This window comes from Jatrophihabitans sp., from assembly GCF_036388195.1.
In the GTDB taxonomy this organism is placed as follows: Bacteria; Actinomycetota; Actinomycetes; order Mycobacteriales; family Jatrophihabitantaceae; genus Jatrophihabitans_A.
This window is the reverse complement of the sequence record NZ_DASVSG010000121.1, coordinates 1-15,103: the sequence shown is the minus strand read 5'-3', so window position 1 is coordinate 15,103 and position 15,103 is coordinate 1. Positions and strand designations below refer to the sequence as shown.

General features: G+C 68.6%; 19 protein-coding genes. 6 read left to right on the top strand and 13 right to left on the bottom strand.

The window, feature by feature from the left end; all coding sequences use genetic code 11:
* The first annotated feature begins 23 nt into the window (after positions 1-23).
* Positions 24-857 (top strand): lysoplasmalogenase family protein, encoded by an 834-nt coding sequence (locus VF612_RS12165; protein WP_408660117.1) that lies wholly within the window; start codon positions 24-26, stop codon positions 855-857.
* Between the two features lie 72 nt (positions 858-929).
* Positions 930-1,556, top strand: coding sequence for an alpha/beta hydrolase (locus VF612_RS12160; protein ID WP_408660116.1), 627 nt, complete (start codon positions 930-932; stop codon positions 1,554-1,556).
* A gap of 8 nt (positions 1,557-1,564) precedes the next feature.
* On the opposite strand, the gene VF612_RS12155 is transcribed toward VF612_RS12160, so the two are convergent.
* The 11 genes from VF612_RS12155 to infA form a co-directional block, all read right to left on the bottom strand.
* Positions 1,565-2,143 carry a DUF3105 domain-containing protein gene (locus tag VF612_RS12155; protein WP_408660115.1) on the bottom strand — a complete coding sequence of 193 codons (579 nt, stop codon included), beginning with the start codon at positions 2,141-2,143 and terminating at the stop codon, positions 1,565-1,567.
* Positions 2,140-3,354, bottom strand: coding sequence for a hypothetical protein (locus VF612_RS12150; protein WP_408660114.1), 1,215 nt, complete (start codon positions 3,352-3,354; stop codon positions 2,140-2,142). Before VF612_RS12150 ends, VF612_RS12155 begins: the two co-directional genes overlap by 4 nt.
* A 930-nt stretch (positions 3,355-4,284) precedes the next feature.
* Entirely contained in the window at positions 4,285-5,406 is a 1,122-nt protein-coding gene (locus VF612_RS12145; RefSeq protein WP_408660113.1) for a HesA/MoeB/ThiF family protein, read from the bottom strand.
* 99 nt (positions 5,407-5,505) lie between these two features.
* Positions 5,506-6,360 (bottom strand): tRNA pseudouridine(38-40) synthase TruA, encoded by an 855-nt coding sequence (truA, locus tag VF612_RS12140; RefSeq protein WP_408660112.1) that lies wholly within the window; start codon positions 6,358-6,360, stop codon positions 5,506-5,508.
* Between the two features lie 29 nt (positions 6,361-6,389).
* Positions 6,390-7,184 carry a 50S ribosomal protein L17 gene (rplQ, locus tag VF612_RS12135; protein WP_408660111.1) on the bottom strand — a complete coding sequence of 265 codons (795 nt, stop codon included), beginning with the start codon at positions 7,182-7,184 and terminating at the stop codon, positions 6,390-6,392.
* An 80-nt stretch (positions 7,185-7,264) separates the two neighbouring features.
* Positions 7,265-8,290 carry a DNA-directed RNA polymerase subunit alpha gene (locus tag VF612_RS12130; protein WP_408660110.1) on the bottom strand — a complete coding sequence of 342 codons (1,026 nt, stop codon included), beginning with the start codon at positions 8,288-8,290 and terminating at the stop codon, positions 7,265-7,267.
* A gap of 124 nt (positions 8,291-8,414) precedes the next feature.
* Positions 8,415-9,020, bottom strand: coding sequence for a 30S ribosomal protein S4 (rpsD, locus tag VF612_RS12125; RefSeq protein WP_408660109.1), 606 nt, complete (start codon positions 9,018-9,020; stop codon positions 8,415-8,417).
* Positions 9,021-9,050: 30 nt separating this feature from the next.
* A complete protein-coding gene (rpsK, locus tag VF612_RS12120) occupies positions 9,051-9,458 on the bottom strand; it encodes a 30S ribosomal protein S11 (RefSeq protein WP_408650774.1) in 408 nt (135 codons plus the stop codon).
* 80 nt (positions 9,459-9,538) lie between these two features.
* Complete coding sequence (gene rpsM / locus VF612_RS12115; RefSeq protein ID WP_408660108.1) at positions 9,539-9,916, bottom strand: 30S ribosomal protein S13; 378 nt, start codon at positions 9,914-9,916, stop codon at positions 9,539-9,541.
* A 192-nt stretch (positions 9,917-10,108) separates the two neighbouring features.
* Complete coding sequence (gene rpmJ / locus VF612_RS12110) at positions 10,109-10,222, bottom strand: 50S ribosomal protein L36 (protein ID WP_119951654.1); 114 nt, start codon at positions 10,220-10,222, stop codon at positions 10,109-10,111.
* A gap of 68 nt (positions 10,223-10,290) precedes the next feature.
* Positions 10,291-10,512 carry a translation initiation factor IF-1 gene (infA, locus tag VF612_RS12105; RefSeq protein ID WP_311421483.1) on the bottom strand — a complete coding sequence of 74 codons (222 nt, stop codon included), beginning with the start codon at positions 10,510-10,512 and terminating at the stop codon, positions 10,291-10,293.
* Positions 10,513-10,804: 292 nt separating this feature from the next.
* Between infA and VF612_RS12100 the strand changes: the two genes are divergently transcribed.
* Positions 10,805-11,827 (top strand): LLM class flavin-dependent oxidoreductase, encoded by a 1,023-nt coding sequence (locus tag VF612_RS12100; protein WP_408660107.1) that lies wholly within the window; start codon positions 10,805-10,807, stop codon positions 11,825-11,827.
* A gap of 48 nt (positions 11,828-11,875) precedes the next feature.
* Here the strand turns inward: VF612_RS12100 and VF612_RS12095 are convergent, their stop codons facing one another.
* Positions 11,876-12,154, bottom strand: a complete 279-nt coding sequence (locus VF612_RS12095) for a helix-turn-helix transcriptional regulator (protein ID WP_408660194.1) — start codon at positions 12,152-12,154, stop codon at positions 11,876-11,878.
* Positions 12,155-12,344: 190 nt separating this feature from the next.
* Positions 12,345-13,331 (bottom strand): hypothetical protein, encoded by a 987-nt coding sequence (locus VF612_RS12090; RefSeq protein ID WP_408660106.1) that lies wholly within the window; start codon positions 13,329-13,331, stop codon positions 12,345-12,347.
* Positions 13,332-13,677: 346 nt separating this feature from the next.
* Between VF612_RS12090 and VF612_RS12085 the strand changes: the two genes are divergently transcribed.
* From VF612_RS12085 to VF612_RS12075, 3 genes are all read left to right on the top strand, one after another.
* Positions 13,678-14,190, top strand: coding sequence for a hypothetical protein (locus VF612_RS12085; RefSeq protein WP_408660105.1), 513 nt, complete (start codon positions 13,678-13,680; stop codon positions 14,188-14,190).
* Positions 14,191-14,370: 180 nt separating this feature from the next.
* Positions 14,371-14,850, top strand: coding sequence for a hypothetical protein (locus tag VF612_RS12080; protein WP_408660104.1), 480 nt, complete (start codon positions 14,371-14,373; stop codon positions 14,848-14,850).
* Between the two features lie 47 nt (positions 14,851-14,897).
* Positions 14,898-15,103 (top strand): hypothetical protein (locus tag VF612_RS12075; RefSeq protein ID WP_408660103.1); only part of this gene is annotated, 206 nt, incomplete at its 3' end.

Genomic DNA, 15,103 nt, shown 5'->3' with positions numbered 1-15,103 from the left:
GGAGCTGGCTAGTCTGGCGCCAAATGACAGCGGCTGGGTGGGTCTGGATGGCCGTCGCCGCCATCCTGGCTGTGCTCGACTGGGCGGCGGTGGCTGCCGGATCCCGGCTGCTGGAGCGGTGTTTCAAGCCTGCCGTGCTGCTGGCCCTGCTGGCCGCGGCGCTGACCGCGAAGCCGGAGCACTCCGGGGTGCACGGCTGGCTGGTGCTGGCGCTGTGCTTCGGGCTGATCGGCGATGTCGCGCTGTCCTTCGCCCCGTCCGGCCACCCCGAGCCGCGCGGCGCGTCCTCATCCGAGCAGCCGGCCGCCGCGGTGTCGATGGCCGAGGCGGTCAGGTCGGACACCGGAGAGCTGGTGGCGACCGCCCGGCCGGTGGCTCCGGCAGCCCGGCCGGCCGGTGGCGCGCACCGTGCCCCGCCGGCCAGGCCGGACGCCGGGCCGCGATCCCCGAACCCGTTGTTCGCCGCCGGGTTGGCCAGCTTCCTGCTCGGCCATCTCTGCTACTGCGCGGCCCTGTTCGGCTACGGCGCCGACCAGCTCAGCCTGGGCTTCGGCCTGGTGCTGGTGCTGTTGGCGTTGCTCGCCTTCGGCCACCGGATCCTCGCCGGCGCCCAGACCGAGGGCGGCAACGCGCTGACGATCGCGGTCGCGGCCTACATCGCCGTCCTCGGCTCGACGGTGGTGCTCGGGATCGGTACCAGCTCGTTGTGGCTGGCCGCCGGCATCGTGCTGTTCGGCTTCTCCGATCTGGTGCTGGCCACCGACCGGTTCGTGGTGCGGCGCGGATGGGCTCCGCTGACCGTCGCGATCAGCTACCACCTCGCCCAGGCGCTGCTGCTGCTCGGCCTGGTGCGCTGAGGCTGCCCTGTGCGCTGAGGCTCCCGGTGCGCTGAGGCCGCTGGTGCGCTGAGGCCGTCGTAAGCTGCGCTGATGCCCCGCCGACCCACCCGTACCGTGCCCACCGTCCTGCTGCCGGGCCCGCTGGGCGCCAGCGAGCAGGACTGGCAGCACTGGCTCGCCGGCCGGCTGCGCGAGGCCGGCCGCGAGGTGCGGGTGGCCTCCTGGCCGGCTCTGGACTCCGCTGACCTGGCCGGTTGCCTGGCGGCCTTGCGCGAGTGCCTGGCAGGCCTGCCCGACGACGGCTTCGACCTGCTCGCGCACTCGGCCGCCTGCCTGCTGTGGATGCACCATGCGGCCGGCAGCGCGGCCCCTGACCCGGCGGCTGGCACTGATGCCGGAGCCGCCGCGCCGAGACCGTCCCGGGTCGCGCTGGTGGCGCCGCCGGCCCCGGACCTGCCGGTGCCGGGCTGGGACTTCCTGCGCCCCGTGCCGCTGCCGGTGGACGCGCTGCGGCGGGCCGCCGACGGCACTGTGCTGGTCGGCGGCGACGACGATCCGCACTGCCCGAGCGGGGTGGCTCAGGTGTTCGGCACCCGGCTGAAGATGGCGGTCACCGTGATCGCCGGGGCCGGCGCGCTCACTGCGGCCACCGGCTACGGGCCTTGGCCGGCAGCCCTGGACTGGTGCGGGCGGGACAACCTGGCCTTCCGGGCCTGAAGGGTAGGTCAGCACCGCGGCGAACCCACCCAGCGGTGGTCGTACCGGCCGGCCAGAGCCACGATGAACCGCTCGATGCCCGGCCGGTCGACCTGCTCGAAGCGCTCCAGCCTCCCCCATGCCGCCAGCGCAATACCCTTTGTAAGGGCCGGGTAGGGAGTCATCAGCACATCCCCTCGGTGGGCCTTGGCGATGTCCTTGAGCGCCGACACCTGGGCAGCCGGCAGCGAAGGCGAGTAGGTGATGATGACGTGGCCGTGCTCCTCGGCGTGCACGAAGGAGCCTGTCTGCAGCGGGGTGTCGTAGATCCCCGGAGTAGGCGGAATGGGGAAGTGCGGTCCGGAGGTCGGCGGAATGGAGTTGTACTGGACCTTTTCCAACGCGGCGACCGACAGGTGCGGGCTCTTCATAATGGCGACGGCGGTGCCGGGCAGGCACGGCTCGCTTCGCTCGGACGCCGACGCCGAGCCGACCGCTGACCCGGTCAGTCGCGGCAGCTGCTGTTTCACCGCGACGCCGACCGCGGCGCACATCAGACCGGCGATAACCAGCCACCAGCCGAGGCGGCGAAGGGCGACCGCGTTCACGACAGCCTGCCCAGCCGCCGTAGCCGGCGCTCCCGGAGCGCCAGCGGGAGAGGCGCGAGGGTGCTCGCTGCGCTCAGCAGCGCGACCGCTACCGACTCCCAGAAGGCGAGGCTGCCGGTACTCAAGCTCAGAATATTGGGGATCATCCAGGAGAGCCCTCCCACGGTGGCAGGCAGCAGGAAGGTCAGCAGGAACCAGAACAGGCCGAACATGCCTACCAGGTAGAGAATGCTGAACCACTGGGCGACCGAGCGATCGCGCCGGCTGGCCGATTCCAGTTCTGCCGACTCCTCGGCAGACATCGGAAGCAACCGTTTCTTCATGGTCAGCCAGCTGGTCCGATACAGATTGTCACAATGCAACGCGCAGGCCAGCACCGCGTACAGATCGGTGCGCAGGAAGATCGCACACTGCAGCACCAGGTTGACGATGGTCATCAGGATTAGCGTGCCGAGCAGCCGTGCCAAAACGTCGGGCAGCGGCAGGCCCAGGTCGAAGTAGGCCCAGCGCAGACCGATTGCCAGCGCGAGCAGGCTGATGTCGAATGCCGGCCCCGCCAGCATCGGCCCGTACCGCTGGCGGCGCGGGCGGGTCAGCAGCAGCGACAGGTCGGTCTCGGCCGCCAGGAAGATGCCTCGGTAGCTGAGCCGGAACCGCGCCGGCACGTCGATCGCCCGTCCTGCCAACCAGTGCCAGGCCTCGTGCACGATCATGATGACCACCGAGATGGCGTACGCGCAGAGGATGCACAGCACCGGGTCGGGCAGGAACAGGTAATCCTCGAACGATGGTCGCAGCGCGGGCTCAGCCGCCAATGCCACCAGCACGAAGACGAGGGCAAGGGCATAGCAGAACCAGGCCACCTTGCCGAACAGCGGACGGGCCAGCCACGACGGCACACCGCTGACCCACCGGACTTCGCCGGAAAGCGCGGGGCCCTCCTCATAGACCAGGATTCCCGCCTCCTCGAGGGTGGCGAGGAAGTCCTCGACGTCCACCTCGACCTGGCTGTGCTCGAAGGCAGCAGCGGCTGCCTCGGTAACCGAGCGTCCGTCCGCAAGCGCCGACAGCACCACTCCGCCTACCGCTGGCACGGCGACGAAGGTGGCGGTAGCGGGGTTTCCCACCAGAACGTCATCGCCCTCGGCGACGAGCGAAAGTCTGGCGGCAGCCGCCTGCACGGCGGATGCTTGCCGTTGAGAGATCGTCATATCTGTCCTCGGTTCCGAGGTCCGAGCGGTGAGTCCGCAGTGGCGCTCCCACCGCTCGTGGCCGTGCTAGCGATCAGCTGTCGCAGGGGTCGAGGTCGATGCGGCAAGTCGACGTAAGGCGGGTTTGCTCCACCTTGCGTACCTGGATCTTCATGGCAATCACCTCCTATTCGCAGGTAGGAATGTGTAGGGGAACCAACGCTCGACACCTGGTCGGTTTTATCCGCCGGCAGCTAGGGGTCGACCACCGCATATCACGCCGCATAGCGCGGGGCGGACGAGTGACCGACTGGACTGGACTTCGAGGTTCAAGCGGTGAGACCGCAGCCGCGATCTCACCGCCCGAAGCGTTGCTGTCGATCAGCTGTCCCAGGGGGTGCAGCCCAGCTCCGGATCACAAGGAATCGTCAGGCGGACCTGCTCCACCTTCCGTACTCGGATCTTCATGTGCGATCACCTCCTTTGCATGGGTAAGGGCGCGTAACACCTGATCAGAGAGGTGTGTTCGCGAAGATGGGCCTGGTGAGCTCCGAACGGTGCGGCCGCGGCGCGATCTCACTGCTCGTCGCCTTGCTGGTGATTTAGCTGTCGCAGTAGCAGCAAGCCTGGGGGTCCGAACATGCTGATAGGCGGGTCTGCTCCACCTTCCGTACCTGAATCTTCATGGCAATCACCTCCCTCCCATGCCCGAATAGGTAAACCGCATAACGTTAAACGGAGAGGCCTATTCGCAAGATCGACCCAGTGAGCTCCGAGCATTGAAACCGCAGTGCGGTCTCACCGCTCGTTGCGTTGCTGGCGATCAGCTGTCGCAGTTGAACTCGACCTTGCAAATGCTCGTCAGGCGGGTCTGCTCGATCTTGCGTACCTGGATCTTTATGTCGAATCACCTCTTCCATGGGGGCGGTACAGAGTTGATCACCGGTCCGGCTATCCGCCGGCAGCCGCGACCGCTTCGGGTTCCGGCGCCGGTAGCTCCGAGCCGCATACCGGGCAGTCCGGCCGGCGTGAGCGAGCAGTGATGGTGAGGTCGCAGTCTCCGGCCAGATCGATGACCACAGACGCGCCCGCGTAGCGCGGAGCGGTGAACCCCGTGAGATATCGCAGGAGCTCGAATGAGACGAGCGAGCCGAGCAGGGTCGCGACCGGCCCGGCGCCTCGGTTGATCCGGGCCACGCCCTGTTGGTGCAGAAGAGAGTTGGCGACCCGACCGGAGCTGTCGTCGGAGTCCGTCGGGCACGCGAGGCACGCGCTCTGACCCGGCTGCACCGACCAGATGACACCTTCGGTGACCATCATGCCGCCCCGTACGAACGGAACACCGGCCCGGACGCAGGCAGCGTTGACCCACTGGTCGATCTCGGCGGGGGAGTCCACCCCCGCGCACACCGCATCCGGGCGCGTCGAGTCGACCACCTCGGCGACGCTCGCGGCATCGGTGAAGTCGGCGCGGATGGTCCGCACCTTGATCTGCGGATCGAACTCCCGTACCCAGTCCGCGGCCCGCTCGATCTTCGGCCGGCCGATGTCCTGCGCGCGGTAGACGAATTGGCGCGCGAAGTTGCGCGGCTCGACGTCGTCTCGATCCACCAGCGTCAGCTGGCCGACACCGAGGCCACAGAGGTTCTGCAAGACATTCGAGCCGAGGCCACCGACGCCGAGCATCAGGACGTGCGAGTCGCGGAGGCGGCGGACCATCGTCTCAGCGCTCGCCTCGAGGGTGGAGAACGTCCGGAGAAAGGCCAGGTTGCTGAAATGGCGCAACCTCTCGTCCTCGGTCAGGTCGCCAGTCCGGTCGCGGTCCTCGATCAGGCGCAGCTCGTCCAAAGCCCCGATCGCGTCCAGCACGTCTTCCCGCGACACTGCCGGGAAGGCGGGGTTGAGTGCGTGGTAGAGCCCGGCGGCATCGTGACGACCCTCGGTCAGCAGCGTCAGCAGAGCAGCGATCGAGCCGTCCTCGTCAGCCAGTTCGATCGATTCCCGCGGATCCAGCACTATCCGCACACCCGATTCGATCGACTCCCAACCGAGCGGTTTCAACACCGGGATCATGTCGCCCCCCGAGCCCTTCAGTATAGACAAAATGTCTATTGCGCCGAAGAGTACCCCCGGAAGAAGAAAATGGACATAGCGTAAATAAAGATCTAATGCCTAGTCAGTAGGCTCCCGTTTAGCGCGGGTTTGCTGGGCACGGCCCGCCAGCTCATTCTCCGGCGGGTACCCCACCGCGAGCAGGGTGAGACCTTGCGGCGGGGCGACAACGACCTCGTCGGCACGCTGGTCCCGGCTGAGTAACTCGGCCGGCCAGCCCGCCGGGCGGGTGCCTTCACCGACCGCGGCCAGCGCACCGACCAGCGAACGGACCATCGAGTGGCAGAAGGCGTCCGCCTGCACGGTCAGCTCGATCAGGTCACCGGTGCGCGCCACCTCCAGTCGCTGGAGTGACCGGATGGTGGTGGCGCCCTCCCGCCGGCGGCAGAACGCGGCGAAGTCATGCAGGCCGAGCAGGTTCGAGGCGGCCTGTTGCATCGCCGTTTCGTCCAGCCGTCGTCGCCAGCCCACGGTGTCCAGCCGCCGCAGCGGCTCCGGGCCGTGCTCGGCGTCAGAGATCCGGTACCGGTAGCGGCGCCACAGTGCGCTGAACCGGGCGTCGAAGTCCGCCGGCGCCGCCGCCACCGAATGCACCCGGACGTCCGGCGGCAGCAGCCCGGCCAGCCTGCGGATGATCCGGTCCCGCTGTTGCTCCCAGCCCTCAGCGTCGACGTCGCAGTGGCAGACCTGGCCGCTGGCGTGCACCCCGGCATCGGTGCGCCCGGCCACCACCACCGGCACCCTGGGCACTCGGAACAGCGTGCCCAGCGCCTCTTCCAGGACGCCCTGGACGGTCCGCAGCCCCGGCTGCACGGCCCAGCCGGCGAAGCCGGTCCCGTCGTAACCCAGATCCAGCCGCAACCGGACGAGCCCGCCTCCCCCGGTGGGGAAGGCGGGCTCGGCCGGTGTGCTCATGCGCTGCGCCGCCGCGGACGGCGGACCGCCTACTTGCCCTCGTCCTCGGCAGCCTCGGTCGCGGCAGCATCGTCGGCCACGGCTTCCTCGGTCGCCGCATCGCCGGTCAGCGACGCGTCGACGACAGCGTCGTCGGCCGTGCCGGACTCGACCGCGTCGGACTCGCCGAGGTTGGCGCCGCCTGCTGAAATAACGTCGGACTCGCCGACGTTGGCCGAGCCTGCCGAAACAGCGTCAACCGCGCCGCTCTCGTCGACGGCCTCGGCGCCGTCGTTCGAGGCAGCTTCAGCGTTCGAGGCTTCAGCGTTCGAGGCAGCTTCGGCGTCGCCGGCCACCCGAGCGGCGGTCGGTGATTCGCTGGCCGCGTCCTGGGCGATCTCGGCGGTACGGCCGGTCGGGGCCTTGGACGGCGCGACCTTGGTGCCGCGGGACCGCTCGGCCTCCCGGACGACCCGGGCAGCCGCGCTCAGCTCCTCCACCAGCTCGATGACGGCCATCGGGGCGTTGTCGCCCTTGCGGGGGTTCACCTTGATGATCCGGGTGTAGCCGCCGGGACGCTCGGAGAACTTCGGGCCGATCTCGGCGAACAGCTTGTGCACCACGTCCTTGTTCCGGATGACCTTGAGAACCTGGCGACGATCGTGCAGCTCACCGTGCTTGGCGAACGTGATCAGCTTCTCGGCCAGCGGGCGCAGCCGCTTGGCCTTCGCCTCGGTGGTGGTGATCCGGTCGTGTTCGAACAGCGCGGTCGCGAGGTTCGCGAGCAGCAGGCGTTCGTGTGCCGGACCGCCGCCGAGGCGAGGACCCTTGGTGGGCGTGGGCATGACTTGCTCCTAGAGGAAAGGTTTCTCGGGCCTGGACCGCCGGTCCTCCCGGCGGTCACCGGCTGCGGTCAACGTGGGAGTTACAGCTCTTCGGTCTCGGCGTAGTCGGTGTCGTCGCCGAACTCCTCGCCGCCGTAGGAGTCCACCACCGCGTTCAGGTCGAATCCGGGCGGACTGTCCTTCAGCGACAGGCCCAGGCCGTGCAGCTTGACCTTGACCTCGTCGATGGACTTGGAGCCGAAGTTGCGGATGTCGAGCAGGTCCGCCTCGCTGCGGCCGACCAGCTCGCCGACCGTGTGGATGCCCTCACGCTTGAGGCAGTTGTAGGACCGGACGGTGAGGTCCAGCTCCTCGATCGGCATCGAGAACGCCGCGATGTCGGCCACCTCGGTCGGCGACGGGCCGACGTCGATGCCTTCGGCCTCCTCGTTCAGCTCGCGCATCAGACCGAACAGTTCGACCAGGGTGTGACCGGCGCTGGCGACGGCGTCGCGCGGGCTGATCGAGGACTTGGTCTCGACGTCGACCACCAGCCGGTCGAAGTCGGTGCGCTGCTCGACGCGGGTCGCCTCCACCGCGTAGGTGACCTTCAGCACCGGGGAGTAGATCGAGTCGACCGGGATCCGGCCGATCTCCTGGCCGGGCTGCTTGTTCTGCACGGAGGTGACGTAGCCACGGCCCCGCTCCACGATCAGCTCGATCTCGAGCCGGCCCTTCTTGTTGATCGTGGCGATCTTGAGGTCCGGGTTGTGCACCTCGACACCGGCCGGCGGCGCGATGTCGGCCGCGGTGACCTCGCCGGGGCCCTGCTTGCGCAGGTACATCACGACCGGCTCGTCGGAGTCGGAGGAGACGACGAGCTCCTTGAGGTTCAGGATCAGGTCGGTGACGTCCTCCTTGACGCCTTCGACGGTGGTGAACTCGTGCAGCACGCCGTCGATCCGGATGCTGGTCACCGCCGCGCCCGGGATGGACGACAGCAGGGTGCGCCGCAGCGAGTTGCCCAGCGTGTAGCCGAAGCCCGGCTCGAGCGGCTCGATGACGAACTTGGAACGGTTGTCCGCGACGACCTCTTCGGTCAGCGTCGGACGCTGTGAAATCAGCAAGGTGGTGCTCCTTCGCACACTCTTGAGCGACCGCTATATGACGCTCGGGTGAGGTATTCAGTTGTGCGGCCAGGCCGGGAAGGACCCTCCCGATACGGGACGGCCCTCCCGGCCTTGACCGGGCTTACTTGGAGTACAGCTCGACGATCAGCTGCTCGGTGATCGGGATGTCGATCTGCGCCCGCTCGGGAAGCTGGTGCACCAGGATCCGGAGCTTGGACGGGATGACCTGCAGCCAGGCCGGGGTGGGCCGGTCGCCGAGGGTCTCGCGGGCGATCAGGAACGGCGTGGTCTCCAGCGACTTAGGACGGACGTCGATGATGTCCAGCGGGCTCACCCGGTAGCTGGGGATGTCGACCTTGTGGCCGTTGACCAGGAAGTGGCCGTGGCTGACCAGCTGGCGGGCGGCGCGGCGGGTACGGGCCAGGCCGGCCCGGTAGACCACGTTGTCCAGCCGCGATTCGAGGATCTGCAGCAGGTTGTCACCGGTCTTGCCGGTGCGCCGGGTGGCCTCCTCGTAGTACCGGCGGAACTGCTTCTCCAGCACGCCGTAGGAGTACTTGGCCTTCTGCTTCTCCTGCAGCTGCAGCAGGTACTCGCTCTGCTTGATGCGAGCCCGGCCGTGCTGTCCGGGCGGGAACGGGCGGCGCTCGAAGGCGGCGTCGCCACCGACGAGGTCGACGTTGAGACGGCGCGAGATGCGGGTCGCGGGTCCGGTGTAACGAGCCATTTCTATCTCTCCTTAATCCTCAGACCCGACTCAGACCCTCCGCCGCTTGGGCGGACGGCAGCCGTTGTGCGGCTGAGGAGTGACGTCGGAGATGGTGCCGACCTCGAGCCCGGTGGCCTGCAGCGACCGGATCGCGGTCTCGCGGCCTGATCCCGGGCCCTTGACGAACACGTCGACCTTCTTGACGCCGTGCTCCTGCGCCTTGCGGGCGGCGTTCTCGGCGGCCATCTGCGCGGCGAACGGAGTCGACTTGCGGGAGCCCTTGAAGCCGACGTGGCCGGCCGAGGCCCAGCTGATCACATTGCCGGTCGGGTCGGTGATGGAGACGATGGTGTTGTTGAACGTGCTCTTGATGTGAGCGTGGCCGTGCGCGACGTTCTTCTTCTCTTTGCGACGGACCTTTTTCACGGCGCCTGTGCCGCGAGTCTTGGGAGGCATCTGCCTTTAGCTCCTGAGGGTTGATCGGAACGAAGTCGGAGGGCGGACCGCGGCGTGCGCCGGGGGCCCGGGGCGACGAGCTACTTCTTGGCCTTCTTCTTGCCGGCCATCGTCTTCTTCGGGCCCTTGCGGGTACGGGCGTTGGTCTTGGTGCGCTGTCCGTGCACCGGCAGGCCGCGGCGGTGCCGCAGGCCCTGGTAGCAGCCGATCTCGATCTTGCGGCGGATGTCGGCAGCGACCTCGCGGCGCAGGTCACCTTCGACCTTGTAATTGCCCTCGAGGTAGTTGCGCAGCTTGACCAGGTCCTCGTCGCTCAGGTCACGGGCTCGCAGGTCCGGGCTGATGCCGGTCGCTTCGAGGGTTTCCTTCGCACGGGTCGGTCCGACGCCGTAGATGTAGGTGAGCGCGATGACCATCCGCTTCTCGCGGGGCAGGTCAACGCCGGCAAGACGTGCCATTCGGGGCGATCTCCTTCGTTCCTTCGGAGGTGTTGTGCGCATCCGTCCGCTGTTGCCCCACCGGGTGCTGACGGATCAGCCCCGATGCAGCGGCCCCGGCCTCCGACCGGGGGTGACCCCGCTCCGCACCGGGCTGGCCGGGTGGAACGGGGAGGAGTGCGCGTGCTGGGGTACTGCTGGGTGGTGCTACCGCTAGCCCTGACGCTGCTTGTGGCGCAGGTTGTCGCAGATGACCATGACTCGGCCATGGCGACGGATGACCTTGCACTTGTCGCAGATCGGCTTGACGCTGGGCTTGACCTTCACGTCTGTTGCTCCTGGTTTCGAACGCGATGGCCGCCGCACTCGGGCGGCAGCCATCTTCATCGGTCGGCTTACTTGTAGCGGTAGACGATCCGCCCGCGGGTGAGGTCGTACGGTGAGAGCTCCACCACGACCCGGTCTTCGGGCAGGATGCGGATGTAGTGCTGGCGCATCTTGCCGCTGATGTGAGCAAGCACCTTGTGCCCGTTGCTCAGCTCCACCCGGAACATCGCGTTGGGCAGTGGCTCGACCACCTTGCCTTCGACCTCGATGGCCCCGTCCTTTTTGGCCATGTCCTCCGCTTTTCGTTGCGTATCGTCTCTACAGTTCGGGCGCAGTCAGCAGGCACGGGGTTACCGCATCGACGAACTGCGTCCGGCGCTTGTCGATGAGGGCCGATCACCACTCGCGGCCACAGCGAGAGACCCAGAAACCTGGGCATGGAAACCGACGGCATGCGCCAACGGTTGAGTTTACTCACGAGTCGACCCGATACCAAAACGCGGCCGACCGCCCCGGGGCCGGAAGCTGACCACACGGCCCAGGGCCGGGAAGATCGCCGGCGACCGGACGGTTGCAGCCGACGTGAAGCATGTTCCGTTATCCATTCTGGATCTGGCGCCGGTCAGCAGCAAGGGCGACACCACCGAGGCCTTGCGCAACACCGCCGAGCTGGCCCGCAGGGCCGAGAGCTGGGGCTACCACCGCTTCTGGGTGGCAGAGCACCACAACATGCCCGCGATCGCCAGCTCGTCGCCGGCCGTCCTGCTGGCCCACCTGGCAGCCGTCACCAGCACCATCCGGGTCGGGTCCGGCGGGGTGATGCTGCCCAACCACGCGCCGCTGGTGGTGGCTGAGCAGTTCGGCACCCTGGAGTCGCTGCATCCCGGCCGGATCGATCTCGGGATCGGCAGGGCGCCGGGCACCGACCAGCGGACCGCCCTGGCGCTGCGCCGCACCATGCAGGGCCTGTCGGCCGAGGACTTCCCCGCCGAGCTGGCCGAGCTGATCAGCATGCTGGCCGGCGACCCGGCCCGGTTGCAGGCAGTGCCCACCGCAGCCGCGCTGCCCCAGGTCTGGCTGCTCGGCTCCAGCGACTTCAGCGCGCGGCTGGCCGGGCTGCTAGGCCTGCCGTTCTCCTTCGCCCATCACTTCTCGGCCGCCTACACCGAGCCGGCGCTTGAGGTCTACCGGCGCAGCTTCCGGCCGTCGCAGTGGCTGGACGAGCCCTACGCGATGGTGGCGGTCAGCGCGACCTGCGCCGACACCGACGAGCGTGCCGAGTACCTGGCCAAGCCGGGCTGGCTGGCGTTCCTGCGGCTGCGCGCCGGTGCGCCGATCCGGCTGCCGAGCCCCGAGGAGGCCGCCGGCTACGAATTCAGCCCCGCCGAGCGTGCGTTCGTCGAGCAGCGCAAGGTCGGCCAGGCGCTCGGCTCGGCCCGGACGGTGGCCGGCCAGCTCGAGGAGCTGCTCGGGCGCACCGGCGCCGACGAGCTGATGATCACCACCCAGATCTACGACCTCGAAGACCGGCTGCGTTCCTACCAGCTGATCGCCGAGCTCAGCGAACGGCAGGCCCTGGGCCAGACCCTGTGCCTCAGCGTGTGAGCGCGCCGGCCGGGCGGCAAGCCCGACCGGCGCGGACGACCGCCTGAGTCAGCTGTCGCCACCTCCGGCCCGGGTTTCGGAGTCGGCCCACAGCCGGTACATCGCCAGCCGGTCGGCGTCGGTATCCGGCGAGAAGAGCAGGCCGGGTGGACAGTCGAGCGCTCGTTCGATGGCGACGGCGGTGCGCAGCGAGCAGCTGTTGCGCCGGCCTGTGACGAGATGGTTCACCGTGGAATGACTCAATCCGGCGCTGCGCGCCAGTTGCCGCTCTGAGACCCCCAAGAGGTCGATGTAATCAGCGAGTGCCCGCCGACTCCGCAGTTGCATGAATCCCCCGTTCGACACACTGCATCCGGCATCGGCCGGATTTTGGGACTCAAAGTACCCGAAATGTCTGACGTCCTGTCACTTATCAGACACTCTGTGCCGTGTCCTACGCGACAGCCCGCATGATCCGGGGCGTCCACCGTGGTATTCAGACGGTTCAGCTAGTGCCGCCAGACGCTTCGTCCAGCGGTCACCAGCGCGCGGAGATGCCTGCTGACTCCCGGCGCGCCATGAGGTCTGACCCTGCCCGGAGCAGCAGCTCGCCCAATCCTTCCCCGACGCTGATCGAGACGCCGACCACGCAGGCGATTCCGGCCTGGTCGAGCCTGGCGCGGACCCGCTCGGTGACGATGATGCCGACGGCCTCCATGTCCACCTGGACCAGCGCCGCGACCTGCCGGGTTCCGTACCGGCCCACCGGGTCGCTGGCCCGCAACACCCCGCGCAGGCACTGGGCGATCGCTGCTTCGCTGCGGGGTTGCGCCGGATCGATCAGCACCAGCGCCACGCAGCCCGGCGCGGTCGCGATGCTCTCGGCGGCCTGGACCCGCCAGCCGGACTCCGACCACATGCGCACGCTCGCGTCGTAGGCCGAGGTGGTCCTGATCGAGTCCCGCAGCGCCAGCCGGTGTCCGGCCAGGACCAGCGGCAACACCACCAGGCCGGTGACGGGGTGCCAGCCCACGAGCAGCGCGAGCACGACCCCGGTCAGCTTGGTGAGGGTGTCGGCTACCTGGTTGCGCAGGCCGAGCAGTTGCCGGAGCAGACCACGGTCGTCAGACCCCCACACCACCGCCGCGATGAGCACCGAATTGACGGCGGTCCAGGACAGCACCGCCGCGGCGATGCCGAGCGGTCCGGTGGTGTGCTGGCGCACTGTCGCAGCAGCGCACGCCGCGGCGATCACGATGGCCACGCTGATCAGGTAGCGCGCGGGACGGCCACCGTTGACACTCTTGCGGGACGGCCATTCGGCGCCGTAGGAGATCAGGACCAACGGCACCACCAGCGCGGTCGGCAGCAGCAGCGCTCCGGCCACGGTCCACACGTCCAGCAGGTTGTGCACCTTGCCCTCGGTGAGGCTGCGCCGCAGGCGCTCGATGTGCCGGGCCGTAAGGGAGTGGGAGACAGTGAGGGCTGCCAGCAAGATGAAGATGTCGATGTGGTGAGCGGTCATGCCGGCCACCGCGGGTTGCTAGCGCAGGGAGGGGTGGAGCATGAAGAGCATTGAATGGCCCTGATGAGAGGTACCCGGCAGCGGGGGTACGTGGTCATTTTCAACCGTGCACCCCTGCTTCCGGTGAGAAAATTCCGTGCGGTCTGTTTCGAGTGTGACAGACGCTACATCACCCCAAATGGTCTGTCACTGGCAGCGTTCTGGGTGAGGAAGCGCGTCCCGGCCGGCGCTGTCAGCCACCTCGATCCGTCGCTGCCTCCGGGTTGCCTACCCCCGGCAGGACGGCGTCCGGTGCCGCCCGCGACGCGTCCCGACATCACCTTCGCCAACTGGCCCGGCAGTCGGTATGACCCGATACTGTCTACATCATGTCTGCACGTACCGGATCCGCAGCCGGCCGCGGCGGGTGGCCGTTCTCGGCCAGTCCGCGATGAGCGCGCTGTCAGAACTGCTCCAGGCTGAGAACTCCACGGGCCTCAGCGCTCGCGCCATCTCACAGGCGGCACGAGAGCTCGGCTTCACCCTGAATCACGACACCGCTGCCCGCTACCTGCGCGGCGAGCACGGCACCCCCGACGAGTCGACGCTGCAGGCCTTCTCCACCGTGCTCGGAGTCTCGCTGGGCAAGCTGCGCCGAGCCGCCTCGCTGCCTGCCGATGTCACCGAGCCCTACCGGCCGCCGGCGGAGGCCGACCGGCTCAGCCGCCGCCAGCGTCGAGCGGTCGACGAGGTCATCCGGGCGATGCTTCAGCCGGCCCCGGCCAGCCAGCCGGTCACCGATCTGGAGGCCCGTCGCGGCAGCCGGCCGGCGCGTGGCAAGGCCGCCAGGCGCGGCTCGGCGGAGCCGCCCGGACGCTGACCCGTCCTACCCGCTCCTTGCCGGGCCGGCGCCGGCCGGATGCGGCGCGGCGGCACGGTTGCTGCACCAGACCGGGCGATCGCCCGCATTGCCGAATCTCCGAGCCGCTACTGTCTACAACATGGCTGCACGACGGAACGTCCACGACGGGTTTGGATCGACGAAGCGCGAGCCGGCTCGATGACCGCATTGTCTGAGCTGTTGCAGGCCTCGAACACCGCCAACCTGAGCGCCCGCACCATCGCTCGCACCGCCCGGGAGCTGGGCTTCAGCCTCAATCACGACACCGCGGCACGGTACCTGCGGGGCAACCACGGGACCCCCGACGAGTCCACCCTGCAGGCGCTGTCGAAGGTTCTCAAGGTCCCGATGACCAAGCTCCGGACCGCGGCCGCCCTGCCCAACGAGGTGACCGAGCCGTACCGGCCACCGGCCGAGTCCAGCCGGCTCAACCGCCGGCAACGACGCGCGGTGGACGAGGTCATCCGAGCGATGCTCCAGCCCACCACCGCCGCCAGCAAGCAGGTGACCGAGCTGGACGGCAAGCGGGCCTCCAAGGCAGCACCGAAGACAGCCACGAAAGCGACGTCGAAGGCGGCTGCGAAAACAGCGGCGCCGAAAGCGGCCCGCCGTGGCTCGGTGGAGCCCCCTCAGCGCTGAGGGGGCACCCGCACAGGATCGTCAGATGCCTGCTCAATAATCCCCCCATGACCTCGCCCCCCAGCACCCGGCGCCTTCCGAGCAGCGCCGCGGGCCTCGCCGCCCCCTACGATCCCTGGGCCGATCTCCGGCAGAACTGGCCGCACGTCAAGGTCGTCATCGAGCGCATGACCGGTGACCTGCTGGGTGAGGTACGCGACGACGGCCGCCTGATCGCGCTGCGTGCCGACACCTCCGCAGCCCAGCGACGGTG

What these genes read in the sequence shown, in the direction of transcription:
- VF612_RS12165 (WP_408660117.1), top strand. Translation starts at nt 24, where the DNA reads ATGACAGCGGCTGGGTGGGTCTGGATGGCCGTCGCCGCCATCCTGGCT.
- VF612_RS12160 (WP_408660116.1), top strand. Translation starts at nt 930, where the DNA reads ATGCCCCGCCGACCCACCCGTACCGTGCCCACCGTCCTGCTGCCGGGC.
- VF612_RS12150 (WP_408660114.1), bottom strand. Translation starts at nt 3,354, where the DNA reads ATGACGATCTCTCAACGGCAAGCATCCGCCGTGCAGGCGGCTGCCGCC.
- VF612_RS12145 (WP_408660113.1), bottom strand. Translation starts at nt 5,406, where the DNA reads ATGATCCCGGTGTTGAAACCGCTCGGTTGGGAGTCGATCGAATCGGGT.
- truA (WP_408660112.1), bottom strand. Translation starts at nt 6,360, where the DNA reads ATGAGCACACCGGCCGAGCCCGCCTTCCCCACCGGGGGAGGCGGGCTC.
- rplQ (WP_408660111.1), bottom strand. Translation starts at nt 7,184, where the DNA reads ATGCCCACGCCCACCAAGGGTCCTCGCCTCGGCGGCGGTCCGGCACAC.
- rpsD (WP_408660109.1), bottom strand. Translation starts at nt 9,020, where the DNA reads ATGGCTCGTTACACCGGACCCGCGACCCGCATCTCGCGCCGTCTCAAC.
- rpsK (WP_408650774.1), bottom strand. Translation starts at nt 9,458, where the DNA reads ATGCCTCCCAAGACTCGCGGCACAGGCGCCGTGAAAAAGGTCCGTCGC.
- rpsM (WP_408660108.1), bottom strand. Translation starts at nt 9,916, where the DNA reads ATGGCACGTCTTGCCGGCGTTGACCTGCCCCGCGAGAAGCGGATGGTC.
- infA (WP_311421483.1), bottom strand. Translation starts at nt 10,512, where the DNA reads ATGGCCAAAAAGGACGGGGCCATCGAGGTCGAAGGCAAGGTGGTCGAG.
- VF612_RS12095 (WP_408660194.1), bottom strand. Translation starts at nt 12,154, where the DNA reads ATGCAACTGCGGAGTCGGCGGGCACTCGCTGATTACATCGACCTCTTG.
- VF612_RS12090 (WP_408660106.1), bottom strand. Translation starts at nt 13,331, where the DNA reads ATGACCGCTCACCACATCGACATCTTCATCTTGCTGGCAGCCCTCACT.
- VF612_RS12085 (WP_408660105.1), top strand. Translation starts at nt 13,678, where the DNA reads ATGACCCGATACTGTCTACATCATGTCTGCACGTACCGGATCCGCAGC.
- VF612_RS12080 (WP_408660104.1), top strand. Translation starts at nt 14,371, where the DNA reads ATGACCGCATTGTCTGAGCTGTTGCAGGCCTCGAACACCGCCAACCTG.